The organism is Rhodopseudomonas palustris (genome assembly GCF_007005445.1).
GTDB lineage: Bacteria > Pseudomonadota > Alphaproteobacteria > Rhizobiales > Xanthobacteraceae > Rhodopseudomonas > Rhodopseudomonas palustris_G.
In genome coordinates, this window is sequence record NZ_CP041387.1 from 2,010,060 (window position 1) to 2,022,829 (window position 12,770).

General features: G+C 64.4%; 14 protein-coding genes. 8 read left to right on the top strand and 6 right to left on the bottom strand.

The features are described 5' to 3' along the window. Positions 1-70 precede the first annotated feature (70 nt). Both FLL57_RS09170 and FLL57_RS09175 read left to right on the top strand, forming a co-directional pair. Positions 71-868, top strand: coding sequence for an SDR family NAD(P)-dependent oxidoreductase (locus tag FLL57_RS09170; protein WP_142882721.1), 798 nt, complete (start codon positions 71-73; stop codon positions 866-868). Beyond that, a complete protein-coding gene (locus FLL57_RS09175) occupies positions 865-1,944 on the top strand; it encodes a zinc-binding dehydrogenase (RefSeq protein WP_142882722.1) in 1,080 nt (359 codons plus the stop codon). Before FLL57_RS09170 ends, FLL57_RS09175 begins: the two co-directional genes overlap by 4 nt. Positions 1,945-2,277: 333 nt before the next feature. Here the strand turns inward: FLL57_RS09175 and FLL57_RS09180 are convergent, their stop codons facing one another. The 4 genes from FLL57_RS09180 to FLL57_RS09195 form a co-directional block, all read right to left on the bottom strand. Continuing rightward, positions 2,278-2,853 carry a TMEM175 family protein gene (locus FLL57_RS09180; protein WP_013502445.1) on the bottom strand — a complete coding sequence of 192 codons (576 nt, stop codon included), beginning with the start codon at positions 2,851-2,853 and terminating at the stop codon, positions 2,278-2,280. Between the two features lie 39 nt (positions 2,854-2,892). Further along, complete coding sequence (locus FLL57_RS09185) at positions 2,893-4,173, bottom strand: O-acetylhomoserine aminocarboxypropyltransferase (RefSeq protein ID WP_142882723.1); 1,281 nt, start codon at positions 4,171-4,173, stop codon at positions 2,893-2,895. 93 nt (positions 4,174-4,266) lie between these two features. Continuing rightward, positions 4,267-4,851, bottom strand: a complete 585-nt coding sequence (locus FLL57_RS09190; protein WP_142882724.1) for a CoA-binding protein — start codon at positions 4,849-4,851, stop codon at positions 4,267-4,269. Between the two features lie 134 nt (positions 4,852-4,985). Further along, positions 4,986-5,813 carry an enoyl-CoA hydratase gene (locus FLL57_RS09195; RefSeq protein ID WP_013502442.1) on the bottom strand — a complete coding sequence of 276 codons (828 nt, stop codon included), beginning with the start codon at positions 5,811-5,813 and terminating at the stop codon, positions 4,986-4,988. 90 nt (positions 5,814-5,903) lie between these two features. On the opposite strand from FLL57_RS09195, the gene FLL57_RS09200 reads away from it, so the two are divergent. From FLL57_RS09200 to FLL57_RS09220, 5 genes are all read left to right on the top strand, one after another. Continuing rightward, entirely contained in the window at positions 5,904-6,332 is a 429-nt protein-coding gene (locus tag FLL57_RS09200) for a PaaI family thioesterase (RefSeq protein ID WP_142882725.1), read from the top strand. A gap of 155 nt (positions 6,333-6,487) precedes the next feature. Beyond that, positions 6,488-6,952 (top strand): 50S ribosomal protein L13, encoded by a 465-nt coding sequence (gene rplM / locus FLL57_RS09205; protein ID WP_011158318.1) that lies wholly within the window; start codon positions 6,488-6,490, stop codon positions 6,950-6,952. A gap of 1 nt (position 6,953) precedes the next feature. After that, positions 6,954-7,436 carry a 30S ribosomal protein S9 gene (gene rpsI, locus FLL57_RS09210; protein ID WP_107344691.1) on the top strand — a complete coding sequence of 161 codons (483 nt, stop codon included), beginning with the start codon at positions 6,954-6,956 and terminating at the stop codon, positions 7,434-7,436. Positions 7,437-7,686: 250 nt separating this feature from the next. Further along, positions 7,687-8,922: a GGDEF domain-containing protein gene (locus tag FLL57_RS09215; RefSeq protein ID WP_142882726.1), complete on the top strand. Its 1,236-nt coding sequence runs from the start codon at positions 7,687-7,689 to the stop codon at positions 8,920-8,922. Positions 8,923-8,998: 76 nt separating this feature from the next. Then, positions 8,999-9,301 (top strand): antibiotic biosynthesis monooxygenase family protein, encoded by a 303-nt coding sequence (locus FLL57_RS09220; RefSeq protein ID WP_013502438.1) that lies wholly within the window; start codon positions 8,999-9,001, stop codon positions 9,299-9,301. On the opposite strand, the gene FLL57_RS09225 is transcribed toward FLL57_RS09220, so the two are convergent. Next, positions 9,285-10,433, bottom strand: coding sequence for an AI-2E family transporter (locus FLL57_RS09225; RefSeq protein ID WP_013502437.1), 1,149 nt, complete (start codon positions 10,431-10,433; stop codon positions 9,285-9,287). The two genes, FLL57_RS09220 and FLL57_RS09225, sit on opposite strands and share 17 nt — an antisense overlap. 259 nt (positions 10,434-10,692) lie before the next feature. Between FLL57_RS09225 and FLL57_RS09230 the strand changes: the two genes are divergently transcribed. Continuing rightward, the gene (locus FLL57_RS09230) at positions 10,693-11,640 is read left to right on the top strand and encodes a septal ring lytic transglycosylase RlpA family protein (protein ID WP_142882727.1); all 948 of its coding nucleotides are present in this window, start codon (positions 10,693-10,695) and stop codon (positions 11,638-11,640) included. 44 nt (positions 11,641-11,684) lie between these two features. Here the strand turns inward: FLL57_RS09230 and FLL57_RS09235 are convergent, their stop codons facing one another. Next, a complete protein-coding gene (locus tag FLL57_RS09235; protein ID WP_013502435.1) occupies positions 11,685-12,632 on the bottom strand; it encodes an alpha/beta fold hydrolase in 948 nt (315 codons plus the stop codon). Positions 12,633-12,770 lie beyond the last annotated feature (138 nt).

The window sequence follows — 12,770 nt, forward strand, 5'->3', positions numbered from 1 at the left end:
GTTGCGGCGTTTGCCGCGGTGTTATTATAGTGCGCTATAATTATAAACATCGACCCGGGAGGACAAGAGGATGAATGAGCGCACGCGCTTTGGTGGAAAAGTCGCGGTGATTACAGGCGGAGCATCCGGCATTGGCGCTGCGACCGCGCGGCTCCTTCACGCGGAAGGCGCGAGCTTGGTGATCGGCGATCTCGACGTAGCGGCCGGCAATGCCCTGGTGGCTGAACTTGGGGCCGAACACGCACGGTTCATCATCACCGACGTGTCCGATTTCGGATCGGTGAAAGCGCTGATCGACGGCGCGGTAGCCGCCTTCGGGCGGCTCGATGTGCTGATCAACAACGCCGGGATTGGCAGCCTGTCGTCGATTGCTGCACTGCCGGTCGAAGACTGGAAGAAGGTCCTCGCCATCAATCTCGACGGCGTGTTTTTCGGCTGCAAGGCGGCGCTGCCGGTGATGGTGGCGCAGCAGGCAGGGGCGATCGTCAACACAGCCTCGGCCTCGGGCCTCGCTGCTGATTTCGGATTTGCGGCGTACAACGCCGCAAAGGCCGGTGTCATCAATTTCACCCGCACCGCAGCAATCGATCATGCGCGCGATGGCGTGCGGGTCAATGCGGTGTGCCCCGGTCCTGTCGACACCCCGATCCTCGCCGGAATTCAGGGCATCCCGGGTCTGCGGGCCGACTGGGAAGATCGGGTGCCGATCGGCAGGTTCGCCAGGCCAGCGGAGATTGCGCAAGTCATCGCCTTCCTCGCCTCCGATGCCGCGTCCTATGTCACCGGCATTGCCATGCCGGTCGATGGCGGACTGACCGCGCACACCGGACAACCCAATCTGCCCAAGGCGATGGGAGCCGTTCAATGAAGGCCGTAGTCAGGCGTGATGGCCAACTGGTCGACACGGACATCGCCGAAGTCGCACCGGGCGAGGGCCAGGTGCTGGTGAAGACGCTGGTTTGCGGAATTTGCGGATCGGACCTTCACGCGCTTCATCATCTCGATCACATGATTGCACTCACGCGCCGCGCCGGCGGACGCCCCAGCCTCGACCCGTCCCAGGACGTCGTGTTCGGCCACGAGTTCTGCGCCGAAGTGATCGACCACGGTCCTGGCTGCAACAAGATGCTGCCTCCGGGCACCAAGGTGGTTTCAGTGCCGGCCGCATTCGGCCCGGCCGGTAACGAACTCGTCGGCTACTCGAACCGCTTTCCCGGCGGCTTTGCCGAACGAATGGTGCTGCAGGAGGCGCTGCTGGTCGAGGTGCCCAATGGACTTGACGACGCGCGCGCTGCGCTCACCGAGCCGATGGCGGTCGGCGCGCATGCGGTTGCCAATGCACCGTTGACACCGCGCAGCGTGGCGTTGGTGATCGGCTGCGGACCGGTCGGTCTGTCGGTCATCGCGGCGCTCAAGGCGCGGGGGATCGGTCCGGTCATCGCCAGCGATTTCTCACCGCACCGCCGCGCCGCTGCGGTGGCACTCGGCGCCGACGTGGTGATCGATCCCGGCGAGCATTCGCCGCACGATCGCTGGGAGGCTCTCGATGTTCCCGCCACTTTGGCGAGCTTCAGCGCCGCGACCCTGCAGGGGCGCTCAATTCGCGATGCGGTCGTGTTCGAGTGCGTCGGCGTGCCGGGCATGCTGCAGCAACTGATCGAAAAATCGCCGCCAACGGCCACCATCATTGTGGTCGGCGTCTGCATGGAAAGCGATACGATCGAGCCATCGCTGGCGATCAACAAACAGCTCTCGTTGCGGTTTGTGTTCGGCTACAGCCCCGCTGAATTCGCCGCCACGCTGCACGCGATCGCGGAAGGACAGTGCGACGTCTCCCCGCTGATCTCCGGGACGGTCGGGCGCGGCGGCGTGGCTGCCGCCTTCTCGACACTGTCGAAGGCCGACGCCTGCATCAAGCTCCTGGTCGATCCCGGCCGGGCTTAGTCCCTGAGAGCCTGACCGGAAATGCGGGCAGCAAATTGAACAGCTTTCCTAAGCCGTTCAATTGACGATTAGTTTCGTCATGGCCGGGCTCGTCCCGGCCATCCACGCCTTGCTTGTTGTTTTCGCTGCAAGACGTGGATGCCCAGCACAAGGCCGGGCATGACGGGTTGAAACGAAAGTGCTTGATTTCATTGCCCGCATTTCAAGTCAGGCTCTGAAGATCCTTGGTCAGTCCGTTCTTCAAATGGATCTGCGTCACGATCCTCGGGGCCGCCAAGTTCCGGCGGCTCCGGCGACTTCGATCGCGGCAACGAATGCCGTCATGCAGAGCCGCTATCGCCACTTCTCGCTCCACGCGCTGATTGCGGGCGACAGGAACGCCAGCGGCCAGATGAATTTCGGCCAGCGCGGTTCGACCAGACAGACCAACACGGCGAGCGTAAACAGCGCCAAGGAGAATGCCGGCGTCGCCAGCTTCAGCCAGTCGCCGCGCGGCGCGACGGCAAAGGCCCACAGCGCGGTGTTGAACAGCGCGATCAGCCACAGATTGAAGCCGTACAGCGTAGTGACGTTCGGCGAGTCGTAGTTGTTGCCGTACAGGCCGCAGGTCACCGGCAGCAGAATGATCGACAACAGGAAGAACAGATTGCCGATCACCTCGCTGCGTCCGGCGTGGGTGGCGTAGGCCAGCCTCTGCTGGTGGCTGTACCAGAACATCCCGGCGACGATGAAGCTGAGCAACAGCGTCGAGACGAAGGCGCCGTACACGTGCCAGAGCTCGCGCCATTGCGGGTCGGCGCCGGCGAATTTCTCGCGCGGCGCCTGATAGGCCAGCAGCGTCATCGCGACGCCGAACACGGTGTTGCTGAGCGCTTCCAGCCGCCGCAGTTCGAAATGACCGCTGCTCATCGCCGCCCCCTCGACGACGCTGCCTGAGTTCTTTCCCGGTTAACCGCCCAGCGCCTGATCGAGGTCGGCGATCAGGTCGTCCTTGTCCTCGATACCGATCGACACCCGCACCATGTTGGGCGCGGCGCCGGCGGCGGTCTTCTGGGCGTCGTCGAGCTGGCTGTGGGTGGTCGAGGCCGGGTGAATGATCAGCGAACGGGTGTCGCCGACATTGGCCAGATGCGAGAACAGCTTCAGATTGGCGACGAGGTCGACGCCGGCCTGATAGCCGCCCTTGAGGCTGAAGGTGAACACCGCACCTGCACCCTTCGGCGCGTATTTGCGGGCGAGGGCGGCGTATTTGCTGGAGGCGAGGCCGGAATAATTGACCTCGTCCACCGCCTTGTGGGTGGAGAGGAATTCGGCGATCGCCTTGGCGTTCTCGCAGTGCTTTTGCATGCGGAGCGGCAGCGTCTCGATGCCGGTCAGCAGCATGAAGGCGTTGAACGGCGACAGCGCCGGGCCGAGATCGCGCAGGCCGAGCACACGGCAGGCGATCGCGAACGAGAAGTTGCCGAACGTCTCCTGGATTTTCAGGCCGTGATATTCGGGACGCGGCTCGCTGAGCATCGGATACTTGCCGTCCTTCGACCAGTCGAAGGTGCCGGCATCGACGATGATGCCGCCGAGCGAGTTGCCGTGACCGCCGAGGAACTTGGTGAGCGAATGCACCACGATGTCGGCGCCGTGGTCGATCGGCCGGATCAAATAGGGCGTCGCCAGCGTATTGTCGACGATCAGCGGCACGCCGGCATTGCGCGCGACTTCGGCGACCGCCTCGATATCGGTGATGCTGCCGCCCGGATTGGCGATCGACTCGATGAAGATCGCCTTGGTCTTCGGCGACACTGCGCGCTGGAAGCTGGCGAGGTCGTCGGTGTCGGCCCACACCACGTTCCAGCCGAAGCTCTTGAAGGCGTGGGTGAACTGATTGATCGAGCCGCCATAGAGCTTGCGCGCGGCGATGAATTCGTCGCCGGGTTGCATCAACTGCTGCAGCGCGACGAGCTGTGCGGCGTGGCCCGACGCGGTGGCGAGCGCGGCGGTGCCGCCTTCCAGCGCCGCGACGCGCTCCTCGAGCACCGACGTCGTCGGGTTGGTGATGCGGGTGTAGATGTTGCCGAACGCCTGCAGGCCGAACAGCGAGGCGGCATGGTCGGCGTCGTTGAAGACGTAAGACGTGGTCTGATAGATCGGCGTCGCGCGCGCGCCGGTGGTGGGATCGGGCTGGGCGCCGGCATGGACCGCGAGCGTCGCGAATCCCGGGTTGCGTTCGGTCATGGTCGATCCCTCCGTGCTCTGGCTGATGGTTCTGGCTATCTGATCGGAACCCCGGATCAGGTCAAGCGCGAGCGGGCCGCCGCGCTGCGGCGTTCAGCCCGCTTCGTTGCGGTTCTTGACGGCACGGTCGGATGCCGCGGTACCGGCGCCGGCGACGCTCTGACGATCGAGCGACAGCCGCATCCCCTTGACCGGGATCGGCGCGCGCTTGGCGCTCAGGGTACGCGAATTCACCCCCATCCAGGAAATCTCGGACGACAGCCGGCCGTATTCGATCTTCGGGCAGCGATCCATCACCACCTTGAGTCCGGCGGCCTCGGACTTCGCGGCGGCTTCGTCGTTGCGCACTCCGATCTGCATCCAGATCACTTTCGGCAGCGGCGACAGTGACAGCACCTCGTCGACCACCGGCATCACATGCGCCGAGCCGCGAAACACGTCGACCATGTCGATCGACCGGTCGATGTCCTTCAGCGACGCCACGAATGGCTTGCCGAGCAGGTTGTTGCCGACCTGGCCGGGATTGATCGGAATGACGTCGTAGCCGCGCTCGGTGAGATATTTGAACACGAAGTAGCTCGGCCGCACGTTGAGCGGCGAAGCCCCGACCATCGCGACCGTCTTCACGCCGTTCAGGATCGCGCGGATGTAGTCGTCGGAGTAGCTGTCGTGATTCATCTGCTCATTGCTTCCGAGATCCTCATGGTGAGGAGGCGCCGATAGGCGCCGTCTCGAATCATGAGTGCGTGAGACTCATCCTTCGAGACGCGGCCTGCGGCCGCTCCTCAGGATGAGGAGGCGGTGCATGTGGCTTACTTATCTTTCCATTCCGGCTGACGCTTTTCCAGGAATGCGCCGATGCCCTCTTCGGCGTCGGCCGACATCATGTTCTCGGCCATCACCTGCGAGGCGTAGTGATAGGCGTCGGCGAGGTTGAGTTCGGCCTGGCGGTAGAACGCCTCCTTGCCGACCTTGATGGTGTGCGACGACTTGCCGGCGATCTGCTCGGCCAGCGTCACCGCCGCGGCGCGTTCGGTGCCGTGCGCAACCACGCGGTTGATCAGGCCGATCTGCCGCGCCTCGTCGGCGCCCAGCGGCTCGCCGGTCAGCAGCATGTGCATCGCGTGCTTGCGCGGCACGTTGCGGCTCAGCGCCACCATCGGGGTCGAGCAGAACAGCCCGATGTCGACGCCCGGCGTCGCAAATGTCGCCTGCTCGGAGGCGACAGCGAGATCGCAGCTCGCGACCAGTTGGCAGCCGGCCGCAGTGGCGATGCCCTGCACCGCGGCGATCACCGGCTTCGGCAGCCTGACGATCGCCTGCATCATCGCGCTGCAGGACGTCATGATCCGGGTGAAGCTGGCGCGGCCGCGGTCGGCGTCGTTTCGATGCGCGGTCAGCTCCTTGAGGTCGTGGCCGGCGCAGAACGCCGGGCCGTTGGCGGCGATCACCACGACCCGCACGCCGTCGTCGCGCGCGATCAGATCGAGCGCGGCGTGCAGATCGTCGATCATTTCCAGCGACAGACTGTTGCGCGCGGCCGGTCGGTTCAGCGTCAGCACCGCCACACCGCCATCGACGGTTTCACGGAGCAGAATCGGTGAAGGCTGGGTCGCAGCGAAGGCGGGCAACACGGTCATGGCGACGTCCGGGAACAAAATGAAGCGCTGGGAACGAGCGTCACCTTATTGTAACAAGCCCCGCGAAGCGAGAGCAGGGGCGGGAACGACATGACACATGCGAGAATGAGCGTAGCCGAACTCGAGACCTTTCTGCAGCGCGAGTTCCCGCAGGCTTTTAGCCACGGTGACATTTCGATCGAGACCGCGGATGGTCGCACATCTCTGTTACGGCAGCGCTACAGCGACCGGATGCTGCGGCCCGGCGGAACCGTGTCCGGCCCCACCCTGATGGCGCTGGCGGACTTTGCCATGTACGTCGTTCTGCTGTCGGCGATCGGCCCGGTGGCTCTCGCCGTCACCACCAACCTCAACATCAACTTTCTGCGCAAAGGACAGCCCGGTCAGGACGTTGTCGCAGTCGCCAGGCTTTTGAAGCTGGGGCGCCGACTGGCAGTCGGGGAGGTGACGCTGCTGTCCGGCACCTCGCCGGACCCGATCGCCCATGTGACGTCCACCTATTCCATTCCAATAGCATGATGTTTTTAAAGGTAATATTGCACCATATTTATAACTCGCTGTAACTGCGGGAGAAAATCGGTCAGCAAGGGATTGACGCGAAACCGGCGCTTCTCTACAAGCGCCCGCAGTCCGGTGCTTCATGCACCGAATTCCCCCTGTCATGGATCATTCTCATGAAGACGTTTTCGGCCAAGCCCGCCGAAGTCACGAAGAAGTGGGTCATTATTGACGCCACCGGTCTCGTGGTCGGCCGGCTCGCCACGCTGGTCGCGATGCGGCTGCGCGGCAAGCACCTCCCGACCTATACCCCGCACGTCGACTGCGGCGACAATGTCATCATCATCAACGCCTCGAAGGTGGTGCTGACCGGTCGCAAGCGCGACAACAAGGTTTACTACCATCACACCGGCTTCATCGGCGGCATCAAGGAGCGCTCTGCGAAGGCGATCCTCGAAGGTCGGTTCCCGGAGCGCGTGGTCGAGAAGGCGATCGAGCGCATGATCCCGCGCGGTCCGCTCGGTCGTGTGCAGATGGGCAACCTGCGCGTCTATCCCGGCGCCGAACACCCGCACGAAGCTCAGCAGCCCGAGAAGCTCGACATCGGTGCGATGAACCGCAAGAACATGAGGGCCGCATAAGATGTCCGAGACCATGCAGTCTCTCGACCAGCTCGCCGCGCTGAAGACCACCGTCGCTGCCGCGGACGCTCCGACCTACACCAAGAAGGTCGACAAGTTCGGTCGCGCCTACGCGACCGGCAAGCGTAAGGACGCGGTCGCCCGCGTCTGGATCAAGCCGGGCGCCGGCAAGATCACGGTCAACAGCCGTGAGGTCGAAACCTATTTCGCCCGTCCGGTGCTGCGCATGATGATCCAGCAGCCGCTGGTCGCCGCGGCCCGTGCCGGCCAGTACGACGTGATCTGCACCGTCGCGGGCGGCGGTCTGTCCGGCCAGGCCGGTGCGGTTCGTCACGGCATCTCCAAGGCGCTCACCAATTTCGAGCCGGAGCTGCGCAGCGTGCTGAAGAAGGGTGGCTTCCTGACCCGCGACAGCCGCGTCGTCGAGCGTAAGAAGTACGGCAAGGCCAAGGCCCGCCGCTCCTTCCAGTTCTCGAAGCGCTGATCTTTCCCGGTTTCACCGGCACCGACAAAGGGCGTCCTGCGGGGCGCCCTTTTTGTTTGGCATGCGCGGATCCCGGCGCGGTCCGCGATGAAGGCAAATTGCGCGCAATTTGCCTTCACTTATCGAACAAATCGGAGGCGTTGAACAAACGTGATCTCAATCCGGGAGGAGTCAAATCGGGCATCAAGGGGATCAGCACCGCGCCCGTGGTGTTGAACGGCCATATGGAAATCCACTGAGTAGCCCCATCATGTCGCTGGATATCTCGACGCTGTTTCTCGTCGGAACGCTGATATGCGCGTTGCTCGGCGTCATGCTGCATCATTTCGGTCGCCAGGAGAAAATCCCGGCCCTGAACTGGTGGGGCAATGCCTATCTGCTCGGTGCCATCACCGTGGCGCTGTGGACGGTTCTCGGCCCGGTGTTCGGCGAGACCGTCATCCTGGCGCTTACCAGCGCCGGCTTCATTGCCTGCGGCATGATGTGGAACGCGGCGCGGGTGTTTCACGGGCTGAAGCCCAATTGGCCCGGGCTGTTCATCGGTGCCTTCGTCTGGCTCGCCACCGTCGTCAGTCTGCCGCCCGAGCATGGAGCGCTGCGGATGACGATCGGCGCAGCGATCGTGGCAGCCTATGCCGGTCTGACCGCCGCTCAGCTTTCGGCGGAGCGGCGCAAGTCGCTGCAGCGGCGATGGCCGACGGCGCTGGTTCCGTTGCTGCACGGCGCGGTATTGATGCTGCCGATGGTGCTCGCCGACCTTTGGCCGACGCCAAATTCGGGCTCGGCCGGCAACGTCTGGGTGATGCTGTTTGCGGTCGAACTGGTGCTCTATGCAATCGGGACCGTTTTCGTGATCTTCATGCTGGTATCCGAGCGCGCTGTCAGCATGCACAAGGCTGCGGCTTCCCTCGACCCACTGACCGGGATTCTCAATCGCCGAGGCTTTTCCGAAGCGTGCGCGCGGATGATCGAGCGCGAAGCCGAAGCCGGCCGGCCGGTGTCGGCGTTGATCTTCGACATCGACCACTTCAAGTCCGTCAACGATCGCTTCGGCCATCCGGCAGGCGACGAGGTGCTCAAATTGTTCGCCGCGATCGTCTCGAACTCGCTGCGAATCTCCGACCTGTGCGGCCGCATCGGCGGCGAGGAGTTCGCCGCGCTGTTGCCATGCCCGATCGACGAGGCGGTCACCGCGGCGGAGCGGGTGCGCGAAGCGTTCCAGAATTGCGGCATCGAGGTCGACGATGCGCCTGTGGCGACGACCGTCTCGATCGGCGTCGCCGGCGGTCCGGCCGGTGTCGTTCTCGACGTGCTGCTCGCTGCGGCCGACACGGCGCTGTACCAGGCCAAGCGCGGCGGCCGCAACCGGGTGGTGGCGACGGTCGAGCAGCCGGTCTCGCTCGAGGAGAGCCGACGCAAGGCTGCGCAATCGCGCGAGCAGCATGTCGTTGTAAGGGGCGGCGAGGTCGGGCAGGCGGTGGCTTGAGCGGCCGCTATCGTCCGCTTCAATTGCGCCGGCCGGTGCGCTAAGACGCTCGTCCCACAACGGACGAGGCGCTCGCATGATCACCGAAATCGCACAGATCGACGTCAAACCCGGTAGCGAGGTGGAGTTCGAGGCTGCCGTCGCCAAGGCGCGCGAGGTGTTTGGGCGCTCTCGCGGGTTCTGCGGTTTCGAACTGCATCGATCGATCGAGAAGCCGCAGCGTTACCGCCTGATGGTCAAATGGCAGACGCTGGAAAATCACACCGTCGACTTCCGCGGCTCGGAGAATTTCACCGAATGGCGCGGTCTGGTCGGCGGTTTCTTCGCAACGCCGCCCGAGGTCGAACACACCGAGACGGTGCTCACCTCTCGGGCATAGCGGCCAGCGGGGCGATGCCGGCCGGAGCGTCCCCATCGTCGGGCTCCTCGCCGCGCAGGTGATCGAGCACGACCCGGCCGATCGCCATCAGCGGAAGCGCCAGCGCCAGCCCCCACAGACCGAACACGATGCCGAGCAAAATCTGCGTCGCGAACAGCGTCGCCGGCGGAATGTCGATCGCCTGACGCTGGATCAGTGGCGTCAGGATATAGCTTTCCAGCGCGTGGACACCGAGGAACAGCAGGAAGGCGCTCAGCACCGCGATCCAGCCCGACGCGATCGCGGCCAGGACGATGACCAGTCCGCCGAGGATCGCCCCGACGGTCGGAATGAAGGCGAGTAGTCCGGCCTGGATGCCGAGGATGAACGCGCCTGGAATTCCGATCAGCGACAGCCCGATCGCCGTCACCGCGAACACCGCGATCATGGTAATGAGCTGTGCCAACAGCCAGCGCTTCAGCATGTCGCCGGTCTTGCCGACGACGATTTCCGCTTGAGCCCGGTGGCGCCGCGGCGCCAGTCTGACCAGACCGTTGCGATACACCTCGGGCTGGGCCGCGAATGCGAGCCCGAGAAACATCACGATGAAGAAATTACCGACCGCACCGATGGTGCCGAGGATCAGTTTCAGCGTCTGACTGACGATCGCGCCGCCACCCGACGCGAGCTCGCCCGGGGTCGGCAGATTGCGCGGGGGTGACGGCGCCGTTTCCGGATGTGCCGCGCTGCCGACATTGCCGAGATCGAGAAAGCTGGTATCGACGCCGTTGCGCTCGAGGAAACCCTTCACGTTGACGATCTGCATCTTGATGGTGCCGGACAGTGCCTTGGCCTGCTGGCTGATGGTGTTGCCGCCGAGAAACGCGACGCCGACAAACAGGCCGCTCAGCACTAGGCACACCAGCGCCAGCCGCAAGCCGTGCGGTCCGCCGACCACCCTGCCGGCGAGTTCGGTCAGCGCATTGAGAAACACGCCGAACAAGATGCCGGCGAAGATCAGAAACAACGTGCCGGCGAAATGCCAGGAGGCATAGAGCAGGGCGGCGAAGGTCACGGTGGCGATGCCCCCGAGGGCGATCGCCCAGGCGAGATCGGCGCGGGACGGGGCACGGTCGGAAAGCGGGACGGTCACATGCGGTCCTTTCGAGGTCGCGGCCAGTGTTCCGTGAATCGCGGTCGGCGAGCAAGCGGGTGGTGAAGCATCGCACGCCGGGGCTGGTCAGCGGCACGCGCTGGTAACCATACATTCACCATGCTCCACCTGTCCCATTTTCGCCTTGTTCGCTCTGCGATATGGTCAAGTTTAAATGTCGATGTGGGCGCGCATCGAAAACGCGGCTGGGGAAGGGCCCATCTTGGGCTGCTGTCGCGGGAATGGTATTTGGGGACACATGGGGATTCGCCAGCGAGATTCGTTGAGCCGCGCCACGCGGGTGGCTGTCGCCGCAAGCGCCTGCCTCGCCCTCGCCAATTGCGCCCAGAACGGCACGTTCAGCCGGGTTGATCCGAAATACGGCGTCTCGTCGAGTCCCCGGGTGGTTGCTTTCGGTGAACCCGTTCCGAAGGGCGGCGGCACTTTCCGCGTCGGCAAACCATATGTGGTAGCCGGACGAACCTATGTTCCCGAGGACAATCCGAACTACCGGGCCGAAGGGCAGGCGTCGTGGTACGGCAACGACTTCCACGGCCGGCTCACCGCCAATGGCGAAGTGTTCGACATGGCGTCGCTGTCGGCGGCGCATCCGACCCTGCCGATCCCGAGTTACGCCCGTGTCACCAATCTGGCCAACGGCCGTTCGCTGATCGTCCGTATCAACGATCGCGGCCCGTATCATGGCAATCGGTTGATCGATGTTTCCAACAAAGCCGCAGAACTTCTTGAATTCAGGCACAAAGGCACCGCTCGCGTCCGTGTCGAATACGTCGGCAGGGCGCCGCTGGAAGGGTCTGATGACCGCCAGTTGATGGCAACGCTGCGCCAGGGCGAGCCCGCGCCGGCGCCGACCGGAATCCGGATCGCTTCGGCCAAGCCGTTCGTGCCGGACTTCGGGGCGAGCAGCAGTGCCGGCCGGATCCGCGGCGACGTTCCGCTGCCGGAAGGGCGACCGTATTCGCTCGGCAATACTGCAGCGGATGTCGCATCGGTCGGTGCGACTTCGGAGATCTCGGCTTCGCGCAGCAGCCGCTCGGACCGGCACGCGTTGGCGCCGAATCCGCGCGCGGTCTCTTACAATGTCGGCTCCGAAGAGGCGCGGGACGAATACCGGCCCGCGAGCACGGCATCGTCGCGCGGCGGCGACCAGATCGGCCAGTTGTTTTCGGCCCGCGGCCTGTACTGATCCTGCACTGATGTCGACTACGGTGCTGCGCGCCCCGCTGCAGCTCAGTAGTTATCTTTCAGAAACGCGACCAGGGCCGCATTCACTTCGGCGGGCTTCTCCTGCTGAATCCAGTGGCCGGCGCCGTCGATGATCAGCTTTCGCTTCAGGTTCGGCAGCACCCGCTCGATCGCGGCGAGGTGCTTGCCGCTCATCTTGTCTGAGATCACCGGGTCGTTGCTGCCGGCGATGAATGCCGACGGCTGGTGAATCTGCGCGCCCTGCCAGGGCGCGGTCAGATCCCAATTGCGGTCGATGTTCCGGTACCAGTTGAGCCCGCCGCGGAAGCCGCTCTTCTTGTACTGCTCGATAAAATAGGCGAGTTCGGCCTCGCTCAGCCAGCTCGGCAGCGGCAATGTCGGGGCCGATCGGCCGATGAAGCCGCGGCCTTCCGGAACGAATAGCGACCGCGCCGGATCGGAGAAGCCGCCGCACAAGATACCGCGCATCGTCGCGGCGATGTCGCGCTCGAGCTCGGCTTCGGCGACGCCGGGCGTCTGGAAATACTGCCAATAGAAATTGGTGACCCCGGCGGCGCGCAGCAGATCGAGCGGCCGGCCCTTGCCGCGCCACGGCGGCGGTACGCTCAGCCCAGCCACCACGGCGAACAGGTCGGGCCGAAACTGGGCGGCGTGCCATGCGACCGGCGCCCCCCAATCGTGGCCGATGATCGCCGCGCGACTTTCGCCAAGCTCGGCGACCAGCGCCACCATATCGCCGACCAGATCGAAGATGCTGTAGGCTTCGACCGGCTGCGGCGCCGAGGAGCGGCCGAAGCCACGCATGTCCGGCGCCGCCACCCGATAGCCGGCCTCGGCCAATGCGCAGATCTGGTGCCGCCACGAATATGACAGTTCCGGCCAGCCGTGGCACAGGATCACCAGCGGACCATCGCCCTGCTCGCGCACGAAGAGGTCGATGCCGTTGACTGCAATGGTCCGGGTCGATGCCATCGTTGTGTCCGCCCTGATTGTTCTTGGAGTTTATGTGGAAGCGAAGGCGCGCTCACGGTAGGATTGATCGTTCGTCACCACAATCGAAAACGGCCGCGCGAGTTGCTTGGCTGTGGCGATTGCAACGCTGTTTCGGAA